The organism is Aquabacterium olei, from assembly GCF_003100395.1.
Lineage (GTDB): Bacteria > Pseudomonadota > Gammaproteobacteria > Burkholderiales > Burkholderiaceae_C > Aquabacterium > Aquabacterium olei.
In genome coordinates, this window is record NZ_CP029210.1 from 1,418,087 (window position 1) to 1,444,626 (window position 26,540).

25 protein-coding genes, 2 tRNA genes and 1 riboswitch are annotated in these 26,540 nt (G+C 68.6%); of the genes, 9 read left to right on the forward strand and 18 right to left on the reverse strand.

Going from position 1 to position 26,540, the window contains the following annotated elements:
• Positions 1-9: 9 nt before the first annotated feature.
• Genes DEH84_RS06315 through DEH84_RS06325 form a run of 3 tightly spaced genes read left to right on the forward strand, consistent with a single transcriptional unit; the run spans position 10 to position 7,309 of the window.
• Positions 10-1,179, forward strand: a complete 1,170-nt coding sequence (locus tag DEH84_RS06315) for a vWA domain-containing protein (RefSeq protein ID WP_109035783.1) — start codon at positions 10-12, stop codon at positions 1,177-1,179.
• Positions 1,176-3,056 carry an autotransporter assembly complex protein TamA gene (locus tag DEH84_RS06320; protein WP_109035785.1) on the forward strand — a complete coding sequence of 627 codons (1,881 nt, stop codon included), beginning with the start codon at positions 1,176-1,178 and terminating at the stop codon, positions 3,054-3,056. Before DEH84_RS06315 ends, DEH84_RS06320 begins: the two co-directional genes overlap by 4 nt.
• Positions 3,053-7,309, forward strand: coding sequence for a translocation/assembly module TamB domain-containing protein (locus DEH84_RS06325; protein WP_159098885.1), 4,257 nt, complete (start codon positions 3,053-3,055; stop codon positions 7,307-7,309). The genes DEH84_RS06320 and DEH84_RS06325 overlap by 4 nt, the downstream gene beginning before the upstream one ends.
• Before the next feature lie 15 nt (positions 7,310-7,324).
• On the opposite strand, the gene DEH84_RS06330 is transcribed toward DEH84_RS06325, so the two are convergent.
• The 3 genes from DEH84_RS06330 to DEH84_RS06340 all read right to left on the reverse strand — a co-directional run bounded on the left by DEH84_RS06330 (position 7,325) and on the right by DEH84_RS06340 (position 10,197).
• Positions 7,325-8,671 (reverse strand): DUF3422 family protein, encoded by a 1,347-nt coding sequence (locus DEH84_RS06330; protein WP_109035789.1) that lies wholly within the window; start codon positions 8,669-8,671, stop codon positions 7,325-7,327.
• Between the two features lie 176 nt (positions 8,672-8,847).
• Positions 8,848-9,294 (reverse strand): OsmC family protein, encoded by a 447-nt coding sequence (locus tag DEH84_RS06335; protein ID WP_109035791.1) that lies wholly within the window; start codon positions 9,292-9,294, stop codon positions 8,848-8,850.
• A 33-nt stretch (positions 9,295-9,327) separates the two neighbouring features.
• Positions 9,328-10,197, reverse strand: coding sequence for an MBL fold metallo-hydrolase (locus tag DEH84_RS06340; protein WP_109035793.1), 870 nt, complete (start codon positions 10,195-10,197; stop codon positions 9,328-9,330).
• Positions 10,198-10,271: 74 nt separating this feature from the next.
• Here DEH84_RS06340 and DEH84_RS06345 point away from each other — a divergent pair, with 74 nt between their 5' ends.
• The 3 genes from DEH84_RS06345 to DEH84_RS06355 are packed head-to-tail and all read left to right on the forward strand — an operon-like array spanning position 10,272 to position 12,636.
• A complete protein-coding gene (locus DEH84_RS06345; protein ID WP_109035795.1) occupies positions 10,272-10,616 on the forward strand; it encodes an ArsR/SmtB family transcription factor in 345 nt (114 codons plus the stop codon).
• 8 nt (positions 10,617-10,624) lie between these two features.
• On the forward strand, positions 10,625-12,406 hold the full coding sequence (locus tag DEH84_RS06350; protein WP_109035797.1) for a SulP family inorganic anion transporter: 1,782 nt from the start codon (positions 10,625-10,627) through the stop codon (positions 12,404-12,406).
• A gap of 35 nt (positions 12,407-12,441) precedes the next feature.
• Positions 12,442-12,636 carry a YgaP family membrane protein gene (locus tag DEH84_RS06355; protein ID WP_109035799.1) on the forward strand — a complete coding sequence of 65 codons (195 nt, stop codon included), beginning with the start codon at positions 12,442-12,444 and terminating at the stop codon, positions 12,634-12,636.
• A 4-nt stretch (positions 12,637-12,640) separates the two neighbouring features.
• Here DEH84_RS06355 and DEH84_RS06360 read toward each other — a convergent pair whose 3' ends face one another.
• On the reverse strand, positions 12,641-12,931 hold the full coding sequence (locus DEH84_RS06360) for a metal-sensing transcriptional repressor (RefSeq protein WP_109035801.1): 291 nt from the start codon (positions 12,929-12,931) through the stop codon (positions 12,641-12,643).
• A 79-nt stretch (positions 12,932-13,010) separates the two neighbouring features.
• Positions 13,011-13,391 carry a DUF3592 domain-containing protein gene (locus DEH84_RS06365; RefSeq protein WP_159098886.1) on the reverse strand — a complete coding sequence of 127 codons (381 nt, stop codon included), beginning with the start codon at positions 13,389-13,391 and terminating at the stop codon, positions 13,011-13,013.
• A gap of 76 nt (positions 13,392-13,467) precedes the next feature.
• Here DEH84_RS06365 and yfbR point away from each other — a divergent pair, with 76 nt between their 5' ends.
• On the forward strand, positions 13,468-14,073 hold the full coding sequence (yfbR, locus tag DEH84_RS06370) for a 5'-deoxynucleotidase (RefSeq protein WP_109035805.1): 606 nt from the start codon (positions 13,468-13,470) through the stop codon (positions 14,071-14,073).
• On the opposite strand, the gene DEH84_RS06375 is transcribed toward yfbR, so the two are convergent.
• Together DEH84_RS06375 and DEH84_RS06380 are read right to left on the reverse strand one after the other, a co-directional pair.
• Entirely contained in the window at positions 14,034-14,558 is a 525-nt protein-coding gene (locus tag DEH84_RS06375) for a transcriptional regulator (protein WP_109035807.1), read from the reverse strand. The two genes, yfbR and DEH84_RS06375, sit on opposite strands and share 40 nt — an antisense overlap.
• Before the next feature lie 10 nt (positions 14,559-14,568).
• Positions 14,569-15,747, reverse strand: coding sequence for a zinc-dependent alcohol dehydrogenase (locus DEH84_RS06380; RefSeq protein ID WP_109035809.1), 1,179 nt, complete (start codon positions 15,745-15,747; stop codon positions 14,569-14,571).
• 226 nt (positions 15,748-15,973) lie between these two features.
• On the opposite strand from DEH84_RS06380, the gene DEH84_RS06385 reads away from it, so the two are divergent.
• Positions 15,974-16,939: an SDR family oxidoreductase gene (locus DEH84_RS06385; protein WP_109035811.1), complete on the forward strand. Its 966-nt coding sequence runs from the start codon at positions 15,974-15,976 to the stop codon at positions 16,937-16,939.
• Between the two features lie 20 nt (positions 16,940-16,959).
• On the opposite strand, the gene DEH84_RS06390 is transcribed toward DEH84_RS06385, so the two are convergent.
• From DEH84_RS06390 to DEH84_RS06415, 6 genes are all read right to left on the reverse strand, one after another.
• Entirely contained in the window at positions 16,960-17,427 is a 468-nt protein-coding gene (locus DEH84_RS06390) for a DUF2269 family protein (protein ID WP_109035813.1), read from the reverse strand.
• Entirely contained in the window at positions 17,427-18,722 is a 1,296-nt protein-coding gene (locus tag DEH84_RS06395; RefSeq protein WP_218929765.1) for an SDR family oxidoreductase, read from the reverse strand. The genes DEH84_RS06390 and DEH84_RS06395 overlap by 1 nt, the downstream gene beginning before the upstream one ends.
• A 4-nt stretch (positions 18,723-18,726) precedes the next feature.
• Complete coding sequence (locus tag DEH84_RS06400; protein WP_109035815.1) at positions 18,727-19,455, reverse strand: ferritin-like domain-containing protein; 729 nt, start codon at positions 19,453-19,455, stop codon at positions 18,727-18,729.
• Between the two features lie 11 nt (positions 19,456-19,466).
• Complete coding sequence (locus tag DEH84_RS06405; RefSeq protein WP_109035817.1) at positions 19,467-20,639, reverse strand: hypothetical protein; 1,173 nt, start codon at positions 20,637-20,639, stop codon at positions 19,467-19,469.
• 12 nt (positions 20,640-20,651) lie between these two features.
• Positions 20,652-21,080: a host attachment protein gene (locus DEH84_RS06410; RefSeq protein WP_109035819.1), complete on the reverse strand. Its 429-nt coding sequence runs from the start codon at positions 21,078-21,080 to the stop codon at positions 20,652-20,654.
• Between the two features lie 109 nt (positions 21,081-21,189).
• Positions 21,190-21,588, reverse strand: coding sequence for a c-type cytochrome (locus tag DEH84_RS06415; RefSeq protein WP_109035821.1), 399 nt, complete (start codon positions 21,586-21,588; stop codon positions 21,190-21,192).
• A gap of 256 nt (positions 21,589-21,844) precedes the next feature.
• Between DEH84_RS06415 and DEH84_RS06420 the strand changes: the two genes are divergently transcribed.
• Complete coding sequence (locus tag DEH84_RS06420) at positions 21,845-22,192, forward strand: four-helix bundle copper-binding protein (RefSeq protein WP_109035823.1); 348 nt, start codon at positions 21,845-21,847, stop codon at positions 22,190-22,192.
• 67 nt (positions 22,193-22,259) lie between these two features.
• Here DEH84_RS06420 and DEH84_RS06425 read toward each other — a convergent pair.
• The 5 genes from DEH84_RS06425 to fdxA all read right to left on the reverse strand — a co-directional run bounded on the left by DEH84_RS06425 (position 22,260) and on the right by fdxA (position 26,487).
• Positions 22,260-22,335 (reverse strand) — tRNA-Asn (locus DEH84_RS06425).
• Between the two features lie 16 nt (positions 22,336-22,351).
• Positions 22,352-22,427 (reverse strand) — tRNA-Asn (locus DEH84_RS06430).
• Positions 22,428-22,592: 165 nt separating this feature from the next.
• A complete protein-coding gene (locus DEH84_RS06435) occupies positions 22,593-24,812 on the reverse strand; it encodes a TonB-dependent siderophore receptor (RefSeq protein WP_159098887.1) in 2,220 nt (739 codons plus the stop codon).
• A 132-nt stretch (positions 24,813-24,944) separates the two neighbouring features.
• Positions 24,945-25,046: riboswitch (TPP riboswitch) on the reverse strand.
• Between the two features lie 5 nt (positions 25,047-25,051).
• On the reverse strand, positions 25,052-26,149 hold the full coding sequence (locus tag DEH84_RS06440) for an NAD(P)/FAD-dependent oxidoreductase (protein ID WP_109035827.1): 1,098 nt from the start codon (positions 26,147-26,149) through the stop codon (positions 25,052-25,054).
• Positions 26,150-26,163: 14 nt separating this feature from the next.
• Positions 26,164-26,487: a ferredoxin FdxA gene (gene fdxA, locus DEH84_RS06445; protein WP_109035829.1), complete on the reverse strand. Its 324-nt coding sequence runs from the start codon at positions 26,485-26,487 to the stop codon at positions 26,164-26,166.
• Between the last annotated feature and the right edge of the window lie 53 nt (positions 26,488-26,540).

Here is a 26,540-nt window from a genome sequence, read left to right on the forward strand (position 1 = left end):
GGACGCCCTATGCTCATCGACTTCTTCTATGCCTTGCGCTCGGCCAAGCTGCCGGTGACGATTCCGGAGTATCTCAGCCTGCTCGACGCGATCCGTCAGGACGTGATCGGCCCGTCGGTGGACGATTTCTACCACCTCGCGCGCATGACGCTGGTGAAGAACGAAGCCCATTTCGATAAGTTCGACCGCGCTTTCGGGGCTTACTTCAAAGGCGTGTCCGAAATAGACATGACGCGCGAGCTGCCGCTGGAATGGTTGCGCAAACATTTCGAACGGGACCTGAGCCCGGAGGACCGCGCCAAGATCGAGGCGATGGGCTGGGATCAGCTGATGGAGCGCCTGAAGCAGCTGCTGGAAGAGCAGAAGGAGCGCCACGAAGGCGGCAACAAGTGGATCGGCACCGGCGGCACGTCGCCCTTCGGTGCCTACGGTGACAACCCGGCCGGCATCCGCATCGGACAGGACCGCAGCCGCAAGCGCAGCGCCGTGAAGGTGTGGGACCAGCGCGCGTTCAAGGACTATGACGACACGGTGGAGCTGGACACGCGCAACATCAAGGTGGCGCTGCGCCGCCTGCGCAAGTTTGCGCGCCAGGGGGCGGCCGAGGAGCTGGACCTGGACCACACCATCCACGCCACGGCGGCGGCCGGCGGCATGCTGGACATCAAGATGGTGCCCGAGCGGCACAACACGGTGAAGGTGCTCCTGCTGATGGACGTCGGCGGCACCATGGACGACCACATCCACCGCGTCGAGGAGCTGTTTTCCGCGGCAAAGTCCGAATTCAAGCACCTGGAGTTCTACTACTTCCACAACTGTGTGTATGACTTCATGTGGAAGAACAACCACCGGCGCTTTACCGAGAAGATCCCCACGTGGGACATCATCCGCAAGTACAACAAGGACTACAAGCTGGTTTTCGTGGGGGATGCGACCATGAGCCCCTATGAAATCCTGCAGGCCGGTGGCAGCACCGAGTACAACAACGACGAGCCGGGGGCCGAATGGATCGGCCGCCTGACGCACGCGTTCCCCAATCACGTGTGGATCAATCCAGAGCCGCAGGGGGTGTGGCCCTACCGGCAGAGCGTCTCGATCATGCAGCAGCTGGTCGGCGGGCGGATGTTTCCGTTGACGCTGCAGGGCCTCGAGAGCGCAATGCGGTTGCTGAGCAAATGAAGAGAGGCCGCGGCCGCCATCGCCTGCTGGCCGGTCTGTCCGCTTTGCTGATGGCGTCTGCCGGATGGGCGCAGGGCACCGGCGCGGGAGGGTCCGAGCCCGTCGCCCCGGCGCACGCCGAAGAGGCCGACCTGTTGCGTGCCGACGGCTGGCGGCTGGTCATCCAGGCGCCCGAGCCGCTCGACCGGCTGTTGCGTGAATACCTCGACATTGCGCGTTTCCAGCGCGAAGCCGCCGAGCCGGGGGCGTTGCCCATCTCGCGTGCCGAACTGCGGCGGCTGGTGGTTTCGGCACCCGAGCAGGCCCGTGGCCTGATCGACGCGGAAGGCTATTTCGGTGCCCGCATCACCACGCGCGTCCACGACGAGGTGCCCGGCCAGCCCATCGAGGTGACGCTGACGGTCGAGCCGGGCGAGCTGACCCAGGTGTCGCGGGTGCAGTTCGTGTTTGAAGGCGAACTTGACGCGCGGCTCGAAGCAGGTGAGGCCGCGGCACAGACGCTGGTCGATGGCTTGTCGGCACAGTGGGGGCTGCCCGTGGGCGCGGTGTTTCGGCAGGTCGACTGGACGGCGGCCAAGAACGCGGCGCTGGCCCGGTTGCGCGCCGACGGCTACCCGACTGCGGTCTGGAGCGGGACGTCCTCGACCGTGGACGCGACGACCCGTCAGGCCCGGCTGTTCATGGTGGCCGACAGCGGGCCGGCGTTTGCCTTCGGCGACATCCGCATCGAGGGACTGGATCGGCAGCCGGCCTCCGCCATCGTGAACACGGCCCCCTTCCGGCCTGGTGATCCCTACAGCGAGAAGCAGCTGCTCGACTGGCAGGAGCGCATCCAGAAGCTGAACCTGTTCGAGAGCATCTTCGTCTCCACCGACCTGGACCCGGCCCATGCCAAGGCCGCACCGGTGCTCGTGCAGGTGCGCGAGCAGCAGATGCAGGCGGCCACCACTGGCGTCGGCGTCAGCAGTGACACCGGGCCCCGCGTGTCGGCCGAGTACCTCCACCGCAATCTGTTCGGGCTCGACTGGCAGGCCAAGGCCGCGGTGCGCCTGGGGCGCAACGACCGGGCGGGCTCGCTCGACTTCACCTCGCATCCCTGGGAAGGGCGGCGGCGCGGGCTCGTGTCCACCCAGGCCACCCGCATCGTGGAAGACGACCAGGCGGTGACCCTCAGTGCACGGGCCCGCGTGGGCTTGCTGCGTGAGGGCGAACGGCTCGAGCGCACCGACTACATCGAGGTGCAGAACGCCAGCGTGACGGCCGACGGCGGCGCCAAGGTGTCCGAGGCCTCGGCCTACAGTGCCACCGTGCAATGGATCTACCGCGATGTGGACAGCCGCACGCTGCCCACGCGGGGCTCCACCACGCTGGCCCAGCTGACCGCGGGCCGCAGCTACAGCGCGCTGGAAGAAAAAGGCTTTTTCGGCCGGGCCTATGTGCGGTCGACCTGGTACTGGCCACTCCCGGCCAACTGGTATGCCACCGTGCGCGGCGAGGCCGGGCAGGTGTTTGCACGCGAGGCCGTCAGCATTCCGGACACGCTGCTGTTCCGTGCCGGCGGCGATGAATCGGTGCGCGGTTATGCCTACCGCTCGCTTGGCGTCATCACCGATGGCGTGGTGACGGGCGGCCGGGTGATGTTCACGTCGAGTGTCGAAGTGGCGCGGCCCATCCTGGCACGCCTGCCTGCCTTGTGGGGCGCGCTGTTCCTGGATGTGGGTGATGCCGCGGCCAGCGCCGACAAACTCGATCCGAAGGTCGGTTACGGGGTCGGCGTGCGCTTTCGCAGCCCGGTCGGCCCGCTGAAGCTCGACATCGCGCGGGGCCAGCAACTGCAGGACTGGCGCATTCACTTCAGCGTGGGGATCAGCCTGTGAGCGCGTGGGCACGTTGGGGCCGGGGTGTGGGGGTGCTGGGCGCTGCGGCGGCCCGGCTGCTGGGCGTGGTCGTGGCGCTCATCGTGCTGCTGTTGGGCGTGGTGTGGGCGCTGGCGCACAACGAGGCGGCCACACGGCGGGCGCTCGGCTGGCTGCCCGGCATCACGGTGGTCGAGCCCCGCGGTGCCCTGCTGGGTGACTTTGCAGCGCGCCGGCTGGAGGTGGCCTTGCCGCGAGGCGGGCGACTGACGCTGGTCGAGCCGGCGTGGCAAGGCCTGACGCTGGTTCTGGATCCGCAGGTGCGCTGGCGCCTCGGGGTGCGCGCCGAGACGCTGTCTGCGCGTCGGTTGCAGCTCGACTGGGTGAGTGGCCCGCCGGGGCCGGCCAGCCCGCCGCCAGAGTCCTTTGCGGTGCCGGTGTCGCTGGAAGTGAAGACGCTGCGCCTGCAGGAAGCGCACAGCGGTCTGTGGGGGGGCACGACACCGTTCACTGCGCTGGACGCCACCGTGCGCGTGCAGCGTGCGCCCGAGCGCGCCACCGACACCCCCGTGGCGGTGCACGCCGTGATGCTGCGCAGCCTGGCGTGGATGGGATGGGGTGCCAGCGGACAGGCCGAGATCGGCACGGATGGCCCGCTGGCCGTGGTGGCCACGGCGGACCTCAAGCGCGCGGAAGGCGGCGGAACCTGGTCTGTACGGGGGCCGCTGCGTGACTTGCGTGTTCAGGGTGAACTGGCGTGGCGCGGTGAGGGCCCCACGCCACCGGCACTGACCGTGCAGGCGCGGCTGCAGCCCTTTGCAGCGTGGCCCTTGCCTGAACTGGCGGCGCGCGCGCGGGACGTCGATCTGTCGGCCCTGTGGCCCGGTGGCCCGCTTACGCGGCTGCAAGGTGACATCGCCTTGCGCCCGACGGATGCCCGCGGCCTGGAGGCCGACGTGGATTTGCGCAACAGCGAGTCCGGCGCCTGGGACGTGGGGCGCGTGCCGGTGCAGGGGCTGCGCGGAAGGATCGCCCTCGACCAGGCACGGCAGAAGGGCGGGCTGCAGGCCATGCTGGCCTCGGGATCGATCACGCTCACGGCCCAGTTGCCCGGTGTGCCTCGCCAGCCGGGCACCGCAGGCCAGCTGGCCCTGACCGGCGGGTGGCGTTTGCAGGAGACCCCGACGGCCGCGCGGGCCACCCCACCGCCGCGGCTGACGCTGGCCCTGCAGGGCGTGCACCTGCCCGCGCTGGATGGTCGCGCCCCGCCGCTGCGCTTGCAGGGCGACGTGCAGTTCGCGCCCGGCCTCGTGCAAGGCGGCCGCCTGACCGATGTGCGGGCCTGGCAAGGTGAGCTGATCGCGCGTCTGCGCGGCGAGGCGCGCCCGGCGCCCGGCACCGCAGCCCGTTGGCCGGCTCAACCGGTGAGCCTGATGCTGGATGGGCGCGTGAAGGCCGACTCGCTGTCCGTGTCGCGCCTGGTGTTGCAGGCGCCGCAGGGGCAGGAAGCGGTGATGAGCGACACCTCGGTGCGCTGGTCGGCGTCTGCTACGCCGGCTCCCTGGGTCGCCAAGGGCACCCTCACCGTGCGCGCGTTCGACCCCCGGCTGTGGCTGCCCTGGCCGGCGGCTGCGCAGGGCGCCAACCGCCTGTCTGGCGAGGCCCGATTCGATGTCAACGGCCTGGGCGGGGGGCAGGCCGATCTGGCCTTGCAGCCCAGCCAGCTGGCTGGCCTGGCCGTTCAGGGCGATGTGCGCTGGCGGGGCGGCACCGCCCAGCGGCGGGCCACCCTGGGCGTGAAGGCCGATGCGGCAGGCAACAGCGTGGCCCTGCAGGGCGACTGGCCGGTGAAGCCAGGTCAGGGCGCAGCAGCCTGGTGGATGGCATCGCTGCCCGATCAGCGCTGGCAGGCGCAGCTCCTGGGCCCGGCCCTGGCCGCGCTGCAACCCATGCTGCCGCTGGTGGGTCTGAGTCGCCTGGGCGGCACGGCACAGGGCCGCATCCAATGGGCTGGCAACTGGCCGCGCTTCAGCACCGAGGGGGAACTGTCGGCTGCGCAGCTGACCTGGCAGACCCCGCAAGGGCAGCCCGGCCTGCTGAGCACTGCGACGGCGCGCTGGCAGTTGGACACCCGACAGGCCGATGCCGTGCTGGATGCCGCGGTGGACGTGGCCGGCGTGCGCACGGCACTGGGCCGCATGGATCAGGCGCGCCTGCGGCTGGACGGGCGGGGCTCGGCCCATCGCCTCGCTGCCGAGGCCGACATGGTGATGGTGTCCCAGCCCAAGAACAAGGAGGGGGCCGTTGCCCGGGCCGAGCTGCCGCTGCGGCTGAACCTGCAAGCGCAGGGCGGCATGGTGGGGCAGGGGTGGCAGGGGTGGCAGGGGCAGTTGCAGAAGTTGTTGTGGCAGGGCACCCGTTCGTCGACCCAGACCGTGCTGGAGGCTCAGCCTGTGAGCCTGAGCGTGATGCCCGAGGGCGGCGGGCAGCGCCTGCGCCTGGGCGCCAGCCGCCTGACCGTGATGGGCATGACGTTGAACCTGCAGAGTCTGCAAGGGTTGTGGGTGGCCGGCGAGTCGGGCGGGGTGACCGAGGCGGATCTGCGCCTTCAGGTGCCACCGCAGAACATGCCCGCCCTGCTGCAGCGTTGGCAGCCTGAGGGGGGCTGGGGCGGCGACCTCATGGTCGGGGGCGATGTGCAGGTGCGGCACAGCCGGGGCCAGCCCTGGGCGGTCGACGTCGTGCTGGCCCGCCAGTCGGGCGATGTCACGGTGTCCGAGCCCACGATCGAGGGCAACAGCCAGCAGCCGCTGGGCATCACCGAGGCCCGGGTCGTTCTGCAGGCGCGCAACGGCGTCTGGCGTCTCACCGAGTTGTTCGAAGGCCGTGTGCTGGGCCGCCTGAGTGGCGAGCAGGTCGTGCAGGCCGCGGCACCGGATCGCCTGCCTGCTGGCACGGACGCGCTGAGCGGCACGCTGAACGTGCAGATCGGCAGCCTGCGCCCCTGGGGGGGCTGGATGCCAGCGGGCTGGCGTCTTGGCGGGCAACTGCAGGGGCAGGCGACGCTGGCGGGCACGCTGGGTGTGCCGCAGTACCGCGGCCGCCTGACCGGGCAGCGCCTGGCGCTGGCCCAGCCCTTGTTGGGCGTGCAGCTCAGCGACGGCGAGTTCGTACTGGAGCTGGAGGGGGACCACGCGCGGCTGGTGAGCCTGCAGGCGCGGGGCGTGCAAGGTGGTGTGTTGCGGGCCGACGGCGAGGCGCTGCTCACCGAGGCGGCGCAAGCCACGCTGCGCGTGCAGGCCGAGCAGTTCACGCTGTTGCAGCGGGTGGACCGGCGCCTGCGCGTGAGCGGTGCGCTGCAGGCCACCTTCGGCGCGCAGGACATCGGCCTGACCGGTCGCATCGGCGTCGACGAGGGCTTGTTCGACATCAGCCGATCCGACGCACCCACCATCGGTGAAGATGTGAACGTGGTGCGTCGGCCGGGGCAGCTCGATGTGGCCGAGGCCGAGGCCACTGCGGCCCCCGCCACGCCGCGCAAGCTCAACGCCTCGGTGGACATCAACCTGGGCGAAGCGCTGCGCCTGCGCGGGCGCGGCATCGACACACTGCTGACGGGTCAGTTGCGCTTCACGACGCCGAACAACCGGCCCTCGCTGACGGGCACGGTGCGTACGCAGCAGGGCACCTACGCGGCCTATGGGCAGAAGCTGGTGATCGAGCGGGGGGCCATCACCTTCACGGGGCCGATCGAGAACCCGCGCCTGGATGTGCTGGCCATGCGGCCCCGCGCTGCCAGCGCGGGCGCCATCGTGTCCGTGGTGGACGTGAAGGTCGGGGTGGCCATCACCGGCACGGCACAGGATCCCCGCGTGAGCCTGTATTCCGACCCCGCCATGTCCGAGACCGAAAAGCTGTCCTGGCTGGTCCTGGGCCGCGCACCGAGTGGCCTGGGCGGCGCCGACATCGGGTTGCTGCAGAGTGCCGCCGTGGCGCTGTTGTCGGGCGAGAAGTCGTCACCGTCCGACAACCTCATCGGCCGCCTGGGGCTTGACCAGCTTTCGGTGCGGCAAACGGACGGCGCGGTGCGTGACACCGTCGTGAGCCTGGGCAAGCAGGTCTCGCGCTTCTGGTACGTCGGCTACGAACGCAACCTCAATGCCACCAGCGGCAGCTGGCAGCTGATCTATCGCCTGGGCCAGCGGATGACGCTGCGCTTCCAGGCCGGGCAGGACAACGCGGTCGACCTGATCCGCGCCTGGCGTTGGGACTGACGGGGCAGGGCGCCGTCAGTGCCCGTCGCCGTGCAGCTTGCGGTGCAGGCGACGCGTGCCCCACCAGATGCTCAGCAGCACAAGTGGGATGAGCGCTCCTGCCAGCATCTCGGGGTTGACCGGCATGCCGCCGGCCTTCGCGGCCTTGCCCACGTACAGGATCAGGCTGACCACGTAGTACGAGATGGCAGCAATCGACAGGCCTTCCACGGTGGTCTGCAGTTTGAGTTGCATGTCCTGGCCCTTGGTGAGCTGGGCCAGCAGCTGCTGGTTCTGCGCCTCGGTGACGATGTCCACGCGCGTGCGCAGCAGGGCGCTGGTGCGTTCGATCCGCTGCGACAGCGAACTCAGGCGCTGTGCGGTGGCCGCCACGGTCGCGATGGCGGGTGACAGCCGGCGCTGCATGAACTCGCCCAGGGTCTGCGTGCCCGGGATGGCGCGCTCGCGCAGTTCGCGGATGCGTTGCTGCACCAGGTCGTTGTAGGCCCGCGTGGCCGAGAAACGGTACATGTGCTCGGCCGTGGCCCGCTCGACGCGCGCGGCCAGTTTGATCAGCGTGTCGAGCAGTTCCTGGTCGCTGGAGTGGGTGTCTTCCATGCGGGCCGTGATGTCGGCCAGTTCGGCCTCGGCACTGGTCAGCATGGGGCCCAGGGTCTTCGCCACCGGCAGCCCACGCAGGGCCATGATGCGGTAGGTCTCCATCTCGAGCAGGCGCTGCGAGATGCGGCCGGCGCGGGTTTCGCTGGTGCCTTCGGGCGCGACGACGAACATGCGCTCGAAGCCGCTGGGGCGCAGCGCGAAATCCGTCAGTCCACAGGAGTGGCCGTTGCCCAGCATCGAGGCCAGCACGGGCCGGCCTTCGAACCACTGGCTTGCGCGGTCCTTGATGGCCTGGCCGTCGTCAATGCCGTCGTTGACCATGGCGAGCATCACCGCGGCCACCGTGCGGCCCGGGATGGTCCGCAGCCATTCGGTCTCGACCGCCAGGTGCGACAGCAGGGTCGCTTCGTCCATGCCCTCGTCGGCGCCGTCGGGCAGTGTCTGCACCAGCGAATAGCGGGTGAACTCGGTGTGCCGCTCCCACTTGAAAGTGTGGTCGGCAAAACGCATGCGCACGAACGAGCCGTTCAGGGCTTCCAGCGGCAGATCCTGCTGCCCGGGCAGCAGGCGCAGATGCGCCCATTCCTGTTCGCGCGTCACGTCGGCGTTGAGCACGGCCACATGCACCACCAGGGCCGGAAGGCGGATGCGGGGCGAGGGCCGCGTGTGCACCTCGTTGTGCAGCACCTCGCGCAGCGCGTCGTCCGCAGGCAGGGCGTTGATGAGCGGCGGGGCGTTCACGGCGGTGGGGGCGGTCAGCATGGCGATACGGCAGCGCACGAATGCAGGAGCCGGCTACTGTACTAAAGCTGATCGCCCTCAGGTGTCTCGTTTTGGGCCAGCCGCCCCGCGGCACCGTGAACCCGGGGGCGGCTCATCCCATGAGCCCCGTGCGGCGGCCGTGGCTGTGTCACCCAGGGGGTGGCTGGCAATGCTTGTCAGCGCAGCATCACGCCGTCCGCGTCCATCACCCGGGTGGTGATGGGAATGCCCTGGCCCACGCTCTGGGTCACGGTGCAGAAGGCCTCGAACTGGTCGAGCACACGCTCCAGATGTTGCAGCGCGCTGGCCGTCACGCCCAGGTGGAGCGTGGCCGTCATCTTCAGCACACGCAGGCGGCCCTCGGCATTGCGTCCAACCTCGGCCTCGACCTCACAGCGCAGTGGCTCGGGGGCCTGTTTGAACTTGCGCAGCGCGAACAGCAGTGAGTCGGCCAGGCAGTTGCCCACCGCAGCGCACAGCAGCTGCACGGGCGAAGGCCCTGCAGACTGCCCGAGCGGTGGCGGCTCGTCACCCAGCATGGCGGGGGCGCCGCCTTCGAAGCGGATCTCGAAGCGGTAGTCGGCCTGCTGCTGCAGGTGAACGTGGATGAGGCCCTGGGCCATGGTGTCGTCCTCGGGTGGGTGGGAGATGGGCGCTCAGAGTGCGTCAACCGGGATCTTCAGGTAGCGGCGGCCGTCGGCCTCGGGCGGCGGCATGTGGCCGGCGCGGATGTTGACTTGCACCGAGGGCAGGATGAGCACCGGCATTTCCAGCGTGGCGTCGCGCGCCTGGCGGCGGGCCACGAAGTCGTCTTCGCCGATGCCGTCGCGCACGTGGATGTTGGCCTCGCGCTGGGCGCGCACCGTGGTCATGGCCTGGGGCTTGCGGCCGTCGGGCGGGTAGTCGTGGCACAGGTAGAGGCGCGTCTCGCCGGGCAGGCCCAGCAGCCGCTGCACCGAGCGGTACAGCTGGTGCGCGTCGCCACCGGGGAAGTCGCAGCGCGCGGTGCCCACGTCGGGCATGAACAGCGTGTCGCCCACGAACACGGCGTCGCCCACCACGAAGGCCATGTCGGCCGGGGTGTGGCCGGGCACGTGCCAGGCCTGCGCGGTCAGCGTGCCGATCGAGAAGGTCTCGCCGTCGGCAAACAGGTGGTCGAACTGGCTGCCATCGGTGGCAAAGCCGGCCTCGAGATGGAACAGCTTCTTGAAGACGTGCTGCACGCGGTGAATGTGCTGGCCGATGGCGATGCGGCCACCGAGCGCGGCTTTCAGGTAGGGCGCGTCCGACAGGTGGTCTGCATGGGCGTGGGTTTCGAGGATCCAGTCCACGGTCAGGCCATGCTGGCGCACGAAGGCGATCACGGCGTCGCTGTGCGCGTGGTGGGTCCTCCCGCTCTTGTGATCGTAGTCGAGCACGGCGTCGACGATGGCGGCATGGCCGTGCTCGCGGTCGTACACGATGTGGGTGTAGGTGCTGGTGGCAGGGTCGAACAGCGAATGGACCAGGGGGGTCGGTTGGGGCATGGCAGCGCTCCGGGCAAGAAGAGATTGCATTCACTTTATTGACGGACAGATTATCTGTCAATAGAATGTTTGACATGCAAGTGAAAGACGCCCCCTCCGTTTCACCCGGTGCGCTTCCGCCCCCCGATCTGGCCGCCCTCCAGGCCTCGGCGGCGAAGGCGTGCGCGTTGCTCAAGGTCATGGCCCATGCCGACCGCCTCGTGCTGCTGTGCCGCCTGGCGCAGGGCGAGTTCTGTGTGAGCGATCTCGAAGCCGACCTGGGTATCCGCCAGCCGACGTTGTCCCAGCAGCTGGGCGTGTTGCGCCAGGAAGGCCTGGTCGACACCCGCCGCGAAGGCAAGCACATTTACTACCGCCTGGCCAGCGACGACGCCGCCGCGGTGATGCAGGTGCTGCACAGCCGCATCTGCGGCAGCTGAAGGTGACCATGCAGGCCCATGCCCCCGTGACCGATCCGGCGCCGTGGTCGTGGCCGCCCCCCTGGGTGCGGCAGTGGCAGCGCGCCGATCTGCATGGCGACGTGGTGGCCGGTCTGGTTGTGGCCGTGATGCTGGTGCCGCAAAGCCTGGCGTACGCGATGCTGGCGGGCCTGCCCGTGCAGGCGGGGCTGTTGGCCAGCGTGTTGCCGTTGGTGGCCTACGCCGCCTTTGGCAGCAGCCGGGCGATGTCGGTGGGGCCGGCGGCCATCACCTCGCTCATGGTGGCTCAGACCCTGAGCCCGATGGCAGCGCCAGGCAGTGCGCATTACCAGGCACTTGCCTGGTGCCTGGCACTGGGCTCGGCCCTGGTGCTGGGGCTGATGGGATGGCGCCGCCTCGGCTTCCTGTCGCAGTTGCTGAGCGGGCCGGTGGTGCAGGGATTCACGGTGGCGTCGGCGTTGCTGATTCTGGTCGGGCAGGCGGCGCCTCTGGTCGGGTGGGCCGGCCTGGGCCACACGCTGCCCGACATGGCCCGTGCGCTGGCGCAGCGGGTGCAGGCCTCCGGCTGGCCCGCCTGGGGCGATGCGGTGGTGGGCCTCGCCACCCTGGCCGTGCTGATGGCCGGTCGCCCCCTGGCGGCGTTCATTGGCCGCATGCTGCGCTGGCCTGCCGCGCGCACCGATGTGTTGAGCCGGCTGTGGCCGCTGGTGGGCTTGCTGGCCGCCGTGGGCGTGGCCGAGCTGTTGCAACGCGGCCTGGACGCTTTCGTTCACCGCGTTGGGGCGGTGTCCCTGTTCAGTGAAGGTGGCGCCACGCTGTGGCCTGATGCCGCTGCGCTCGCGCAGGTCGATGTGCCCAGTCTGTTGGTACCGGTGCTGCTCATCAGCCTGGTCGGATTCGTCAGCAGCATGTCGGTGGCCCAGACCTTTGCCCTGCGCCAGGGCGACCGGGTCGATGCAGACCGCGAATTGCTGGGCCTGGGTGCGGCCAACCTGGGCAGCACCCTGCTGGGCGGCATGCCGGTGTCCGGTGGGCTGTCACGCTCGGTGGTGAACGAGGCCGCAGGAGCACGCAGCCCGTTGTCCGGCTTGGTCAGCGCCGGCGTCCTCGTCGTGATGCTGGCGGCGCTGCTGCCCGCCCTGGCGCTGCTGCCCAAGGCAGCCCTGGCCGCGGTCATCATGACGGCAGTGTCCGGGCTCCTGACCCTGCGCCCGCTGCGCGAGGCGGCCCGCACCGACCGCTCCGAGGCCGGTGCCTTTGTGGGCACGGCCGTAGGCGTGCTGCTCGTCGGCTTTGAAGCCGGCATCCTGCTGGGCATGGCCTGGTCCATCGGCGCGATGATCTGGCGCCACAGCCAGCCGCACGTCGCCGAGGTCGGCCGGCTGCCGGGCACCGAGCACTTCCGCAACGTGCAGCGCCATCAGGTGGAGCGACTGCCGGGCGCCATCTGGCTGCGGGTGGACGACAGCCTCGACTTCACCAACATCCAGCGTGTCGAGCAGGCCTTGTGCGCGTTGATCCAGGCGCGGCCCGAGGCACGCCACGTGGTGGTGCTGATGTCGGCCGTGAACCACGTCGATCACACGGCGGGGCAGGCCCTGCTCACGTTCGACGCTGCCCAACAGGCACAGGGGCGGACCCTGTGGCTTGCCGAAATCAAAGGGCCGGTGATGGACCGGCTGCACGCCGCAGGCATTGCCGAGCGCTTCGAGGGCCGCATCGTGCGCAGCGGACAGGACGCCTGGCTGCGACTGACCTCCCTCGTAGCCGAGCCCTGCTATGTCATCTGACCTTCTGTTCTTGTCTCACTGAAAGGAGAAAAACCATGAAAGCCAATGTCGGCGGTGTGGATCGAGTGGCGCGCATCGGCGCCGGTGTGGTGCTGATTGCCCTGGCGGCAACGGGCACGGTCGGGGCCTGGGGCTGGATCGGCGTAGTGCCGCTGGCCACCGGCTTCACGGGCTGGTGCCCGGCCTACATGCCGTTCGGTCTGTCAACCTGCAAGCTCAAGCGCGACTGACGCGTCAGCGGACCTTGCCCAGCAGGGTCTCGATGTCCTGCAGCACGCTGTCGAGGCCGCTGTCGTCGGCAGACGGCTCGGCCATGGCAGCGTGCAGCTTCTGTTCCATGAAGCACATGGTCATGCGCACATAGGTGCTGTCCAGCGCCTTGCGCACGGCGGCCATCTGCGTGGCAATGGCCAGGCAGTCGTCGCCTTCCTCGATCATGCGCTGGATGCCGCGCAGCTGGCCCTCGGCACGCTTGAGGCGGTTCAGCACGTCGGTGCGGTTCTTCTGGTCGGTCAGCGAGGCCATGCGGGATGTCCGGAAAGCGTAAAACGGGCGAGGGCGTGGGGCGGCATTGTGCCTTGCATATGCGGCAATCAGGGATGGGTCAACCCGGGATCAACACACTGTTGCCGGGCTTTGTCGGGTCGTAGTGCACACGCACGCGCGCGCCGACCGGATACGGGGCAAGCCATTTCTGTGCCGAGGCTTCGTCCGGCAGGGGCGGCACGAAGGCGCGCAACCGGTCTCCGGTGTAGGTCACGCCTTGCACCGTGTACCGATAACGCACGTCAACCAGCCAGTGGTGCGTGGGCGTGCCATGCCCGTCGTTCGACTCGTTGCGCGGATAGGCCCGCGACAACAGCATTTCACCTTCTACCGTGGGCCAGTTCGGACTGGCCTGCCTGACCTGCCACGCGCGCCACGCGATCAGGCCGAAGCCCACCACCAGCGCCACGAGAAGCAGTTTGCCGAGTTGATCGCCCATGCCGGCAGCGTACACGGGATCGGGCCGCCAGGTTGCCGCGGAGTAAAGTCGAGGGCTGTTCTCCAGTGAGCCGACCATGAGCAGCCCGCACGCCTCCCACAGCCCCTTCTACGCCCATCTGTCACGCCTGCGCTTCATCAAGCGCTGGGGCCTGATGCGCAACGCGGTGGAGGAGGACGTGGCTCAGCACAGCTGGGAAGTGGCCGTGCTGGCCCATGCGCTGGCCGTGATTGCGCGGGATGTGTTCGGCCAGGCTGTGGACCCCAATGCGGTGGCCACGCGTGCGCTGTTCCACGATGCCACCGAGGCCATCACCGGCGACCTGCCGACCCCGGTGAAGTACTCGCCGGCCATGCGCCATGCCACTGCCAACCTCGAAGGCGAGGTGTGCGACGAGATGGTGGGCCTGCTGCCGGAGGGGCTCAAGCCGGCGCTGGCCCCGATGCTCGACCACCACGCCTGGCCCGAGGCCGAGGCGCGGCTCATCAAGCAGGCCGACCGCCTGAGCGCGTGGTTGAAGTGCCGCGCCGAGTTGCGCTACGGCAACCGCGAATTCGAGCAGGCGGCCGAGCAGGTGCGCGGCAAGATGGAAGAGCACATGACGCCCGAGATGCGCTACTTCCTCGACACTTTCGGGCCGGGCTACGAGTTGACGCTCGATTCGCTCATGAAGGGCGACTGAGCAGACGACGCGGCGGGCGTTTGGGCCGCGAGCCCGCGCATCTGCTCGGGCGGGGCAGGCCAGCCGCTGCGATCGCTGTAGTCGTAGCGCGTGGCGGCGCACTGCCGCCGTGTGTGGCGCGTGGCCGCCTGGGCGCTCAGCAGATCCACCAGCAAGACGCCGGCGAGGGCGCCCAGCGTCACGCCGGTGCGGGCCGGCACCCGGCGTCGCTGGAAGGTGTCGCGGGCGTCGTAGCCCACCGCCGCCACGTCGAGCACATCGCCGGCCACCCGGGCCCACAGCCACGGCGCCGGGTTGCGCGCGAGCAGCAGGCCCGCGCCGGTGACGATCTCGCGGGCACCGAAAGCCCGAATCAGCCGGGGTTGCGAGCGCATGCCCGTCAGGCGTGCGGCCGGCGCAGGGCGCAACAACTCGGCCGTGCCCAGCGCGATGCTGAACCAGCCCAGGCCGCGGGCCAGCTTGTGCAGCGTGGTGTGTGTCGTCATGGTGTGCTCCTCATGCGTGGCCAGGCTTGAGCACGACCTTCACGCAGCCGTCGTGCTTGTCCCGGAAGGTCTTGTACATCTCCGGTCCGCTGGAGAGCGGCGCCGTGTGCGTGACCACGAACGAGGGGTCGATCTGCCCCTCTTCGATGCGCTGCAGCAGGTCGTCGGTCCACCGGTTGACGTGGGTCTGCCCCATGCGGATGGTGAGCCCCTTGTTCATGGCCGCGCCAAAAGGGATCTTGTCCAGCAGGCCGCCATACACACCGGGGATCGAAAGGATGCCGGCGGGGCGGCACACATACATCATCTCGCGCAGCACGTGTGGCCGGTCGGTTTCCATCATGGTGGCCTGCTTCGCGCGGTCGTAGATCGCGTCCAGCGAACGTGTGGCGTGGCTCTCCAGGCCCACGGCATCGATGCACTTCTCCGGCCCCTTGCCGGCGGTCAGCTCATTGAGGCGCTCCACCACGCTCTCTTCCTCGAAGTTGATCGTGATGGCACCGGCCGCCGCCGCCATGCTGAGCCGCTCGGGCAGGCGGTCGATGGCAATCACCTGGCGGGCACCCATCAGGATGGCGCTGCGGATGGCGAACTGGCCCACCGGGCCCGCGCCCCAGATGGCCACCGTGTCGGTGGGCTCGATCTCGCACTGCGCCGCGGCCTGCCAGCCGGTCGGGAAGATGTCGCCGAGAAAGAGCACCTGCTCGTCGCTCAAGGTCGAGGGCACCTTGACCGGCGCCACATCGGCAAAGGGCACGCGCACGTACTCGGCCTGCCCGCCGGCATAGCCGCCCGTCAGGTGCGTGTAGCCGAACAGCCCGGCCGTGCTGTGTCCGAAGGCCTTGTCTGCCAGATCCTTCTTGCGGTTGCTGCGCTCGCACACCGAGAAGTTGCCGCGCCGGCACTGGTCGCACTCGCCACAGATGATGGTGAAGGGCACGACCACGCGGTCGCCCACTTTCAGCCGCTTGTTTTCCGCGCCGACTTCGACGACCTCGCCCATGAACTCGTGGCCCATGATGTCGCCGCGTTCCATGCCCGGCATGAAGCCGTCGTACAGGTGCAGGTCCGAGCCGCAGATGGCGCAACTGCTCACCTTGATGATGGCGTCGCGCGGGTGCTCGATGGTGGGGTCCGGCACGGTGTCGAAACGGATGTCTTTCTTGCCGTGCCAGCAAAGTGCTTTCATGGGGCGCTCCTTCGTGCGGACCTGGGATGGGTCCTGCGCGGCAAGTCGCGCGCCTGCCGCCGTCGGCCCGCAGCGCGTGCACGGGGTTGCCGCGGCTGCAAGTTCGTCGGTAAACCGTGCCGCACGGGCGTGCACTGCGGCGCAGTCTGCATACGCCTGGGTGGCGAAGTGGGGGCATGGCCATTGCCCGAGAAGCGACATCCCTCAATCCAGCAGGAGCCTCACCATGAAAATTGCACTCAAGCCACTCGACCAGCAGGTGATGGTGATCACCGGGGCCTCCAGCGGCATCGGGCTGGCCACGGCGCTGGCCGCTGCCAAGCAAGGTGCCACCCTCGTGTTGTCGTGTCGCAGCCGCTTCACGCTCGAGGCCCTGGTCGAGCAGATCCAGCAGGCCGGTGGCCATGCAATGGCCGTGCTGGCCGACGTGGGTGAGCGCGATCAGGTCGACCAGATCGCGGCGCAGGCCGTGGCCCGCTTCGGGCGCATCGACACCTGGGTGAACAACGCGGGCGTTTCGATCTTCGGTCGCGCCGACGAGGTGCGGGACGACGATGCCGAGCGCCTGTTTCGCACGAACTTCTGGGGTGTCGTCTATGGCTCGCGTGCGGCCTTGCCCTACCTGCGGCAACAGGGCGGCGCACTCATCAACATCGGCAGTGAGGCCTCGGAAGCCGCCATTCCGCTGCAGGCCCTCTACTCGGCCAGCAAGCACGCGGTGAAGGGCTACACCGATGCCTTGCGCATCGAGCTCGAGGCCGACAAGGCACCGGTCTCCGTCACGCTGATCCAGCCCACCGCCGTGGACACGCCGTTCCCCGAGCACGCTGGCAACTACCTCGACCAGGAGCCCAAGCTGCCCACGCCGATGATCGAGCCAGAGAAGGTTGCCAGCGCCATCCTCGAAGCCGCCACCGAGCCGACCCGCGATGTGCGTGTGGGGGCCATGGCGGTGGTCAACACGGCCATGGCGAAGGTGATGCCGACGCTGGCCGACATGATGGCCCGCATGCAGATGGGGCGCCAGCAGCGCAACGAGCCTCCGCGGGCCCGCGAGGGCACGCTGTACCAGGCGGGCGAAACCGGGCTGGTGTACGGGCGTGGCAATCAAAACGCCGCCGACAAGGACAAGGCGATGGCGCTCAATGTGCGGCCCCATCCGCAGACGGGTGCGGGTATCCGGCCCCACTGACCGAAGCAGGCTTCGCAGCGTCACCAGGCGGGTTTGGCCACCATCAGATAGAACAACGCGAGAAAGGCAAGGAAGGCGGGCACGCCGAGCGCGGTCCAGACGCGCAGATCGCGCCAGTAGGCGGGGGGGAGTGGGGTGCCGGCCTGCACGGCTGCCCGGGCGGTGTTGCGCATGCGGATCTGCAACGCCACCACAGGCAGCCAGCACGCCATGGCGAGCGCATACAGCACGAGTGACCACTTCAGCCAGCCCTGGCTGAGCGGCCACCCGGCCTGGCCCGCCAGCCACAGGCCAGTGAGGGGCTGCAGGATGGCGGTGGTGGCCGTGAACACGGTGTCGGCCCACACCACCAGCGACGCCACCGTCGCCACCGTGCGGGGCTCGGCGCGCAGGCTGGCAAACAGCAGGTAGAAGGCCGAGCCCACCCCCGTGCCAAAGAGCACCGTTGACGACATCACATGGAGCCACTTGATGAAGAGGTAGCTCATCATTGCCGCGTCTCCGTCGCGTAGAGCGTCAGCAGCATCGCGAGAATGGGGCCGTTCTTCACGATCGGGGCAAAGGGGTGCAACCACTGCGCTGGCAGGAACAGCGTGATGACGGCGGTGTAGGCCAGGATCAGTCCGATCTGGGCGAGCCACACCCGCCGCCCCGAGCGCCACAGCGTCATCACTCCCAGTGCAATGTCCAGCCCGGCTGCGCCGTACAGCGCCACCGGACGCAGTGCCGCCGGGATGCCCACCTGCGCCAGCATCGCGAAGCTGTCGGCCACGGGGTACAGCCCCAGCGACACAAGCCCGCTGACGAACCACAGCAGCGCCAGGATGAGTCGCCACAGCGGCCGGGACCACGTCATCACGGCGTGATGCCGCAGCGCCTCGCGCTCGCTGAGGGGCAGGGCGCTCACAAAGGTCTCGGCCGAGCGGGGCGGGCGCCCCAGCAGCGCAGACAGGGAGGCGGCCGGGCCGGTGTTGCCCCGCTGCAGCATGCGCCAGCTGTCCTCGTCGAACAGTGCGTCACGGTGGCGACTGCCTGCATGCGCCAACCGCGCCATGATCGCGCGGGGCACTGGTATCCACATGCCCGCATCCAGCCCGAGTCCTTTCCGGATGGCCTTGAGATACGCTTTCAGCGTGGTGGGCTCCGGTCCGACCACTGGCAGGCGGCCGTGCACCGGCTGGGCCGATTCCACCAGGGCCACCACGGCCCCCACCAGATCGTCCAGGTGCACCGGCTGGATGGGCTGCGTGCCCCCGGCAGGCAGCGGCACGACGGGCAGACTGGCCAGCGTGCAGAACAACATCGTGCTGGCGCCCCCGGGGCCGAAGACCAGCGAGGGCTGCAACACCACGCCTTGCAGCGGCAAGGCCAGCAGGCAGTCGTCCGCCACATGCTTGCTCCGCAAGAATGCGGTGTCGGCGTCGGCGTCGGCGCCCAGGGCCGAGAGCTGGATCACGCGCCGCACGCCGATCTGGCTGCATGCCTCGAACAAGGCGCACGGGCTGCGGGCCTGCACGTCTGCAAAGCGCTGCTGTGCCGTCTCGCGCAGCAGGCCCACGGCATTGATCACCACGTCCACCCCGCGCAACAGGCTCAACCAGTGAGCTGGCTCACGGGGCTCCGAGAAGTCCACCGGCACGGCCCGCGCACCGGGGTGGAGGCGCTCGAAGGCCGCCGGATCCCGCACCCCGTGCAGCACGTGGTGGCCTCTTGCGGTCAGCGCACGCGCCAGCCGCTGGCCGATGAAGCCGCTGGCACCGCACACCAGCACCGTGCGGGACATGGCCTCAGGCCGCGGCCATCACGCAGTCCTGCAGCATCTGCCGGATGACGACCACGTGCTCGGCTTCCTGCTCCACCGCGAGGCCGAAGCTGTCTGCCATCTCGCCGTGCCCGGTGTGCCGCAGCAGCGTTTGCAGCAACTCCCAGCTGGCGTGGTCTGCGAGTTCGGCCGTCAGAATGGCGTTCAGGCTCTGCGCGAGGTCCGTCCGTGGGTCGGTCACGACCTGGAGGATGCCGGCCGACATCTGGGCCCCCACGTCGGCGCACGGCGTCTGCGCGGTCGGGTCGGCACCCAGCGACTGCAGCGCGCCGGCAAGCATCTGAAAGTGCTCGGCCTCCTGGTCATGGATGCGCTGCAGCGTGGTCAGCCGGGCATCGCCTTCCGGCATCAGCTGCACCGCCTTTGTCAGCAGCGCCTCGTACAGGCGCGTGCCGGTGCGCTCGAAGGCCAGGCGCTCGCCCAGCTTGTCGAGCAGCATGGCCGGGTTGTCGCCCTTCAACATCGCCACCCCGGTGGTCACCATGCCCTTCAGCGTGCCCGGCAGTGGCACCGAGCCGATGGTGTCGGCTTCGGCGATGGCCTCCAGCCGCATCGCGGTCATCGTGTCTTCGCTCTCGAACTCGGACACCGGTGACGCGGCCGCGTACTCCTCCATCGCCGACACATCGATCGGCGACATCTTGGCCCCGGTGCGGTTCATGCCCATGTGGGCGCCAGTCTGTTGCGGGTGCATGGCGTGTCCTTTCAGTAATTGACGACCTTGCGGCTCAGTTCGGTGCCCGATGTCCAGCGGTAGCCAGCTGCCACCGCCTGCGACGGTGAGCCCATCGAGTTCAGGTATTGCCGGTAGCCCATCGAGGCCTCGCTCTCCTGACCGCGCGGCAGGTAGGCCGTGCCCACGGCGCGGTAGTCGACCTCGGTGGCCAGCACCTTGCGCACGTAATCGCGCTGGCTTTTGAAGGGCAGGGGGGCGGGCAGATCACCCACCAGGATCTCGGCCGGATCGCGCCGTTCGATGTCCTTGAACAGGCGGATGGCCAGCTGCAGGTGGCCCAGCTCGTAGTCGAGGAAGCGCTCCCAGATGGCCTTCAGCCGCGGGTTGCCTTCCGACATCATCGCGCTGTGGTACAGGTACACCTCGGCCGCTTCCTGAATGAGCCACTTCTCCAGCAGGCTCTCGCCCGGGTCTTCCAGCGAGCCGTACTGCGTCACGTGCTGCTCCTCGATCGAAGCGATCTCGGCGTACAGCTCGCGCGCCAGCGGGTCGGCAAAGGTCGGCCCGATGTTCATGTAGTAGTCGTGCGTCTGGTACTCGGCTGCCGTGATGAAGGCCGCGTGCAGCTTGCTGATCAGTGCGGTGCTGTGGCGGTCATAGGGCCGCCGCACGTCGTCCGTCGGGTGACGGTGCTCCAGCACGGTCGGCCGCCCCGGCACGATGTCCGTATAGCCCTGCAGGATGTTGTTCGCGTCTTTGCCCTCCAGCCGGTCCATCAGCGCCGAATAGCGGTACAGGTGGTCGAAGTCTTCCAGCAGGCCGAAGCGGTAGGTCTGCGCCAGGTAGGGATCCGGCTCGTTCTGCGCCACCGCCGCCGTCACCTCGATGGCCACCTGCTCGTAGGCAATCGTGGTTTCCAGCGGCGAGTGGTCGGCAGCGATCAGCCAGTTCACCATGGTGGCCTGGTGCTGCTCCACACGCCGCACCTCGGCCAGCGGCACGCGCAGCGGGCCATTGCAGCGCGCGATCATGTGCTTGAGTCGCAGGCTGTCAAGCTCCATGCCGTTCAGCAGGATGACGCGCACCCGGCTGAAGGCGTCGTCGTCCAGCTTGCTCAGCGGCTTGGGGTTGAGTTCCTTCCACGTGAAGCGCTGACGTTCGACCGGGCAGCCCGGGGTGTTCAACAGGTCGATCTGGGCCATGACGGCCTCCTTTCAGGTCGGTGGCGTCGGCCGCAATCGCGCGGCCAGCTCTTCGTGCGTCTCGTGCACGAGGTCCTTGTCGAGCTCCCTTTCAATGACCGCCGCCACGCCCGGGCTGACGGCCTTGCGCAGCAGACCCAGGAACCGCGGTGCGGCAATCAGGATCAGGCGCGTGTAGCGGCCCTGCTGCAACGCCTTGTCGAGCACGCCGGCCACGTCGGTGGCGAAGGCATCGGCCTCCTTGTGCTTCTCGCCATCGCCGGCAGACGCGGTGACGGTCATGCCGCGACGGCCGAACGCATCGCGGCGCAGGTCGGACTCCCGGGCGTGGGCGTCCGGGTCGGTCAGTTCCTCGACGGCATCCAGGCCCTTGTCCTCAGGGCGCTGCTGCATGATGCGGGCGATGGCCTCGTCGGCCACCACAACCCAGGTCGTCGGCATATCGGTCTCCCGGTGGTTCGGATGCTTCCGAAGCCGGCAAGCGGTGTGCCGAGCGAAGCAGCCCCGTCGGGCGGGTCAATGAGGCTCACGGGATGAGCCTGCCGACTGCTCAGCGGGCGTCGCGGTTGCCGCCCGATGGCTTGCGGGAGGCGTCGGCCGGCGATTTCAGCGTGAGGATCCAGGTGGCCAGTTGCTTGGCTTCGGCGTCGGTCACGCCCATGGCCTTGTTCGGCGGCATGGCGACCGGGCCCCAGGCGCCGACGCTGCCATTCAGGATCTTGCCCGTCAGCATGTTGGCCGCATCCTTCTGACCTCCGTGGCGGCCAGCGATCTCGCGAAAGGACGGGCCGACCTTGCGAGCATCGATGTCGTGGCAAGCCACACAGCCTTTGCTGGTCGCCAGGGTGGGCAGTTGTTGCCCGGCGCCACCGCTCCCGGTCTGGGCGCCTGCGGGCAGGGCGATCAACAACAGCGCGAGGGGTGAGAAGGCAGGAGCAAGCAAGGACATGGTGCAAGGCTTCGAAGGTGGGGGATGCGCCCCAGGCAGCAGGTGCCGTGCCCACGAAAGGCAGCCCTTCTAACGTGTCCTGTTCCTTTGTGGCTCGAAAGTCCGGCAAGCCCTACCGCCCGCCGCGCCGGGTTTCAGCAAGGATTCCCGGGGTTCCAGTCAGGGTTGCGCGCAAGCGGCGGCCGGGCGAGGGGTGTTCGGGCACGTGCGTTGCCGCGGCGTGGCCATCTGCCTCTTACCAAGAAAGGACACCCCCATGGTCGACCCCGAAAACTACAGCTGTCTGGAGGCCTGCCAGGCCTGTCAGGTGGCTTGTCTGCAATGTGCGGCTGCCTGCCTGGAGGAAGAAGACCCGGGCACCATGAAGGACTGCATCAAGCTCGATCTGGACTGCGCTGCCGTCTGTGCGCTGGCCGCTGAAGCGATGGCCCGTGACAGCGATTTCGTGCTGGCTGTGTGCGCCTTGTGCGCCGATATCTGCGACGCCTGCGCCGACGAGTGCGAGCAGTACGACATGGAGCACTGCGAAGCCTGCGCCGAGTCGTGCCGCCGCTGCGCCGACGCCTGCCGCGAGATGGTGGGTGACGTCGAAGAGGAAGACTGACCCCCGTAAGCAGAAGCCAGAAACAACAAAGCCCCACGACATCACATCGTGGGGCTTTGTCTTGCCTTGGCTCCTCGACCTGGGCTCGAACCAGGGACCTACGGATTAACAGTCCGGCGCTCTACCGACTGAGCTATCGAGGAATAAAGTCGGAATTTCTGGCTCCCCGACCTGGGCTCGAACCAGGGACCTACGGATTAACAGTCCGGCGCTCTACCGACTGAGCTATCGGGGAATATGTCGGCTTCAGTTTTTGCTCACCGCATTGCTGCCGTGCTCATCAACCGAGACCGAGACTATAACATCGTTTTTGGGGCGCAAACAGGGTGCGGCATCGTCTGCCCTGCTGAAGGCGTGCCGTGTGAGCGCGATGCAACAGCAACACGGCACCGCGCGCGGGTCAGAAGTCGATCTGCGCTGAGACGGTCACTGTGCGCCCCGTGATGGGGAACAGATAGGTGTGCCCGCCGAACATCGAGGGCGCCTCACGCCAGCCGCGCTTGTCGAACACGTTCGCCACGCCCAGCCGCCACGTGATGGTCCGCAGCGCATCGCGGCCCTGCACGGCGCGCACGCCCAGGTCCAGTCGGGTCCAGGCAGGCAGGCGCAGCGAGTTGCCCGAGTCAACCCACCGGCTGCCCTCGTGCACCACATCGGCCTGCAGTGTCAGCGGCACGGGAAGGCCCCACGTGTGGCTGCCCGACAGCTTCACGGTGCGCTCGGGCACGTTCACCGGCTGCTTGCCGTTCAAGGCCACCTCCGTGCTGCCACGGCGCTCGGCATCCAACAGCATCGCGCTGGCGGCCAGGCCCCATGGGCCTATGCGGCCCTGCCAGAAGCCCTCGACGCCACGGTGGCGTGCATCGCCGTTGTAGCGGAAGGTGTTGTCCACCGTCTCGGCCAGCGGGCGAATCGTCTGGAACAGGTTGACGCCCCATTGCGCGACCACCCGTCCGGCGTTGTATTGCCCCTTCACCCCCACCTCGGTCTGGCGGCTCTTCGCCGCCGGCAGGATCTGGCCTGCGTTCAGCAGGGCGGCATTGCGCGGGGCCGCCTTGGTTTCCACGCCTTCGCCCCAGCTCACATAAGCCTGGGTCTGCGGTGCAAAGGTCCACCCCAGCGCGGCCCATGGGGTGTTGATCGTCTGGCTGATGTAGGTGTCGTCGTCGCCGTCGGTTTCCTGGCTGTGGCGGCTGAGGCTGGTGTGGCGCAGGCCCAGCCAGGCTTGCCAACTTGGCGCGAGGCGGACATGGTCCTGCACCGACAACTCGGTCGAGTTCTCCCAGCGGTTCGGGCTGGCTGATTCCATGACCGGGCTCGGATCGAAAGGCTGATTGGGATTGATCAGCACATTGAGCGTACCCACGTAGTTGTAGGCCTGCGGCTTGATGGCGGTGCGGTACAGCGAGCGCAACGCCCCGAAACGCAGGTTGTGCTCCTGATCGCCAAGGCGCACGCGCCCCTCGAGTTGAGCGAGCAGCGACCGAGTGATGCGGCGCTCGTTGTCGGAGCGGTAGTCATACAGGTCTACGGATCCGTCGCTCTTGAAGTTGTAGTAGTAGGCGTAGTCCTCCGGCCCCGGACCGACATACTCGTTCCAGCCGAACGGAAACGCCGCCCGGTCATTCGTCCGCAGATGCTGCTCCCCATACGTCACGGTCGATTTCCAGCCCGCCTGCAGGTTCTGCGTCCAGCGTACCGTGCCCGTGCGACCTTCGAACTGCACCGGCTGGCTCCAGGGCTGGTTGTTCAGGTTCAGGTTGCGGCTGAACGTGCGCGAGGACGGCAGGCGATCGCCCAGCAGGCTCAGGCCCGCCACGCTCGGCTGGCTCTGCCAGCTGTCTTCCAGCTCCAGCTCGATCAGCGTGTCGCGCGACACGCGCCAGTCCGTCGCCATCGACAGCAGCCGGCTGTGCCCCTCGGTGTTGTCCACCTGCGTGTTCAGGCGGGCCACGGCGGCATTCACGCGCAGGCCCAGACTGCGTTCCGGGCCGAACCGGCCGCCGATGTCCACGGCGGCACGCGCCTCACCCGCGTCGTTCACCGAGAAGAAGGCGCTGTGCACGCGTCCCTCGGGACGTTTGACCTGCAGGTTGACCAGCCCACCCGGTGCGCTGACGCCCGCCTGAATGCCACTCGTGCCCTTGAACAGTTCCACGGCCGACTTGTTTTCCAGCGGCAGCCGGGTCTCGGCGTTCACCGGCAGGCCTTCGCGCCGGTAGTTGTAGGCGTTGTCGAGCGTGAAGCCGCGCACCGTCAGGTAATCCCAGTAGCCCACGGTGTTGTACGAGTCGGTCGTGCTGGCGTCCAGCCGCGTCAGATCGGCCAGCCGCGTCACGAAGGCGTCCCGCAGCGCATCGACCGAGAAGGTCTGCGCCTGCGCGGGTGTCTCCCATGCGGGCAGGTCGCCCAGCCCGACGATGCTGGCCTTGGCGCTGCGCTTGATCGCCTGGGCACTCACACCCACGGCTTGCACGGTGGCATCGTCGCCCGCTTGCTGGGCCAGCGCCTGCGTCTGCAGCCCGCAGACGAGGAGGGTGGCGTACGCAATCGTGGTGGGGCGAGGCAGGCGGGAGGCCGCCCGGGCTGCGGGGCGGTCGGCGGAAGCGGAAGTCAGCATGGCGTGGCACGCGGTGCACCAGGGCACCGCTTCGGACATCGGTCGTCAAACAGGGGGGAGACGAGAAGAGTCCACAGCCCATCACGGGCCTGCGCCAGCCCGCCACCAGGCTTGCACGGATGTGCACGCCCTGTGGCAGACCACCAGCTTTCCTACGCGAGCATGACCTCGTTCAGGTTCGAAGGGACTCTCTCAGCCCGCGCCTTGTGTCGGCGGGCACCCCCAGCGGAAACACGATTTTACGCCACGCCCAGACGTTCGCGCAGCAAAGGGCTGGTCGTCGTGTAGAGCAGGTGCTGAGGAGAGCCCGGATTGAGCGCGGCGGAAGCGGCGTGGGCGGCCATCGTCGCCTCGTGGAAGCCGCACAGCAGCAGGCGCTTCTTGCCCGGGTAGGTGTTGATGTCCCCCACGGCGTAAACCTGGGGCAGCGAGGTCTCGAAGGTCGCGGTGTTCACCGCCACCTGCTTGCGCTCCAGCGCCATGCCCCACGAGGTCAGCGGGCCCAGCTTGGGACTCATGCCTTGGCGGATCAGCACGTGATCCAGCGCCAGTCGCACCGCGGCCTCCTCCGGGGTGAGGAGGGTCAGCGCCTGAACCACCGCGTCGGTGGCGTGCACCTCGGTTGGCATCCCGACGCACAACGCGACACGACCCTGCGCGATCAGCGCACGCACGGCCGCATCCAGGTCGGGCTCGGCCTGGAACACATCGCGGCGGTGCAGCAAGGTCAAGCGGGCAGGGCGGCGCGCCGGGTCGCTGTCCTCAGCCAGCGACAGCACCGCGCTCAGGGCCTCGTCGCCCCCACCAACCACGACCACATGCTGCCCGGACCAGGGTAAGGCGCCGGCTTCCGGCACATGGAAGTGCACGTTCACGGCATCCTGCAGCCCGGGCAGATTCAGGCTGCGCGGCACGAAGGCACCGGCGCCCGCGGCCACGAAGACGGCGCGGGCGCGCCATTGCTGCCCGCGGTCAGAGGTGACGAGCCAGTGGCCGTCTTCCGCGCGCGCCAGTTCGGACACCTGCTGGCCCAGATGCACATTGGCGTAGGGGCTGCTCGGCGCACCGCGGTCGGCCGCATCCGCCGAAGTCGAATCCGCGGGCTGCAGAAACGGCTGTGCCTGCGTGAGCAGCAGGCGCGTCAGTTCTCGGCCGGTGCAGCGCGGCACGCCGGGAACGTCGTAGATCGGTTTGTCGGGGTACAGCGCAGCGCATTGCCCCCCGGATTCGGGCAGCACATCGATGACATGGGCGCGGAGCCCCAGCAGACCGAGCTGAAAGACCTGGAACAGGCCCACCGGGCCTGCGCCGATCACGACCGCATCGGTGTCGGTCATCGCGTGCACACGCCTCAGCGGATGAGCTGGTCGAGCTTGCCGACCTTGTCCTTCCACTCGTCGGCGTCGGGCAGCGGATCCTTGCGCTTGGTGATGCTCGGCCACACCTTGGCCAGGTCGGCGTTCAGCTTGATGTAGCTCTGCTGGTTGCCCGGCACGTCCTCTTCCGGGACGATGGCGTTGGCGGGGCACTCGGGGATGCAGACGGCGCAGTCGATGCACTCGTCCGGATCGATCACCAGGAAGTTCGGGCCTTCGCGGAAGCAGTCCACCGGGCACACGTCCACACAGTCGGTGTATTTGCAGCGGATGCAGGCTTCGGTGACGACGTGGGTCATGTCAGGTCTCTTGTAGCGGTTGTAAGACGGGCGAGATTTTACCGGCTGGGGCC

What these genes read in the sequence shown, in the direction of transcription:
- DEH84_RS06315 (WP_109035783.1), top strand. Translation starts at nt 10, where the DNA reads ATGCTCATCGACTTCTTCTATGCCTTGCGCTCGGCCAAGCTGCCGGTG.
- DEH84_RS06320 (WP_109035785.1), top strand. Translation starts at nt 1,176, where the DNA reads ATGAAGAGAGGCCGCGGCCGCCATCGCCTGCTGGCCGGTCTGTCCGCT.
- DEH84_RS06330 (WP_109035789.1), bottom strand. Translation starts at nt 8,671, where the DNA reads ATGCTGACCGCCCCCACCGCCGTGAACGCCCCGCCGCTCATCAACGCC.
- DEH84_RS06335 (WP_109035791.1), bottom strand. Translation starts at nt 9,294, where the DNA reads ATGGCCCAGGGCCTCATCCACGTTCACCTGCAGCAGCAGGCCGACTAC.
- DEH84_RS06340 (WP_109035793.1), bottom strand. Translation starts at nt 10,197, where the DNA reads ATGCCCCAACCGACCCCCCTGGTCCATTCGCTGTTCGACCCTGCCACC.
- DEH84_RS06345 (WP_109035795.1), top strand. Translation starts at nt 10,272, where the DNA reads ATGCAAGTGAAAGACGCCCCCTCCGTTTCACCCGGTGCGCTTCCGCCC.
- DEH84_RS06350 (WP_109035797.1), top strand. Translation starts at nt 10,625, where the DNA reads ATGCAGGCCCATGCCCCCGTGACCGATCCGGCGCCGTGGTCGTGGCCG.
- DEH84_RS06355 (WP_109035799.1), top strand. Translation starts at nt 12,442, where the DNA reads ATGAAAGCCAATGTCGGCGGTGTGGATCGAGTGGCGCGCATCGGCGCC.
- DEH84_RS06360 (WP_109035801.1), bottom strand. Translation starts at nt 12,931, where the DNA reads ATGGCCTCGCTGACCGACCAGAAGAACCGCACCGACGTGCTGAACCGC.
- DEH84_RS06365 (WP_159098886.1), bottom strand. Translation starts at nt 13,391, where the DNA reads ATGGGCGATCAACTCGGCAAACTGCTTCTCGTGGCGCTGGTGGTGGGC.
- yfbR (WP_109035805.1), top strand. Translation starts at nt 13,468, where the DNA reads ATGAGCAGCCCGCACGCCTCCCACAGCCCCTTCTACGCCCATCTGTCA.
- DEH84_RS06375 (WP_109035807.1), bottom strand. Translation starts at nt 14,558, where the DNA reads ATGACGACACACACCACGCTGCACAAGCTGGCCCGCGGCCTGGGCTGG.
- DEH84_RS06380 (WP_109035809.1), bottom strand. Translation starts at nt 15,747, where the DNA reads ATGAAAGCACTTTGCTGGCACGGCAAGAAAGACATCCGTTTCGACACC.
- DEH84_RS06385 (WP_109035811.1), top strand. Translation starts at nt 15,974, where the DNA reads ATGAAAATTGCACTCAAGCCACTCGACCAGCAGGTGATGGTGATCACC.
- DEH84_RS06390 (WP_109035813.1), bottom strand. Translation starts at nt 17,427, where the DNA reads ATGAGCTACCTCTTCATCAAGTGGCTCCATGTGATGTCGTCAACGGTG.
- DEH84_RS06395 (WP_218929765.1), bottom strand. Translation starts at nt 18,722, where the DNA reads ATGTCCCGCACGGTGCTGGTGTGCGGTGCCAGCGGCTTCATCGGCCAG.
- DEH84_RS06400 (WP_109035815.1), bottom strand. Translation starts at nt 19,455, where the DNA reads ATGCACCCGCAACAGACTGGCGCCCACATGGGCATGAACCGCACCGGG.
- DEH84_RS06405 (WP_109035817.1), bottom strand. Translation starts at nt 20,639, where the DNA reads ATGGCCCAGATCGACCTGTTGAACACCCCGGGCTGCCCGGTCGAACGT.
- DEH84_RS06410 (WP_109035819.1), bottom strand. Translation starts at nt 21,080, where the DNA reads ATGCCGACGACCTGGGTTGTGGTGGCCGACGAGGCCATCGCCCGCATC.
- DEH84_RS06415 (WP_109035821.1), bottom strand. Translation starts at nt 21,588, where the DNA reads ATGTCCTTGCTTGCTCCTGCCTTCTCACCCCTCGCGCTGTTGTTGATC.
- DEH84_RS06420 (WP_109035823.1), top strand. Translation starts at nt 21,845, where the DNA reads ATGGTCGACCCCGAAAACTACAGCTGTCTGGAGGCCTGCCAGGCCTGT.
- DEH84_RS06435 (WP_159098887.1), bottom strand. Translation starts at nt 24,812, where the DNA reads ATGCTGACTTCCGCTTCCGCCGACCGCCCCGCAGCCCGGGCGGCCTCC.
- DEH84_RS06440 (WP_109035827.1), bottom strand. Translation starts at nt 26,149, where the DNA reads ATGACCGACACCGATGCGGTCGTGATCGGCGCAGGCCCGGTGGGCCTG.
- fdxA (WP_109035829.1), bottom strand. Translation starts at nt 26,487, where the DNA reads ATGACCCACGTCGTCACCGAAGCCTGCATCCGCTGCAAATACACCGAC.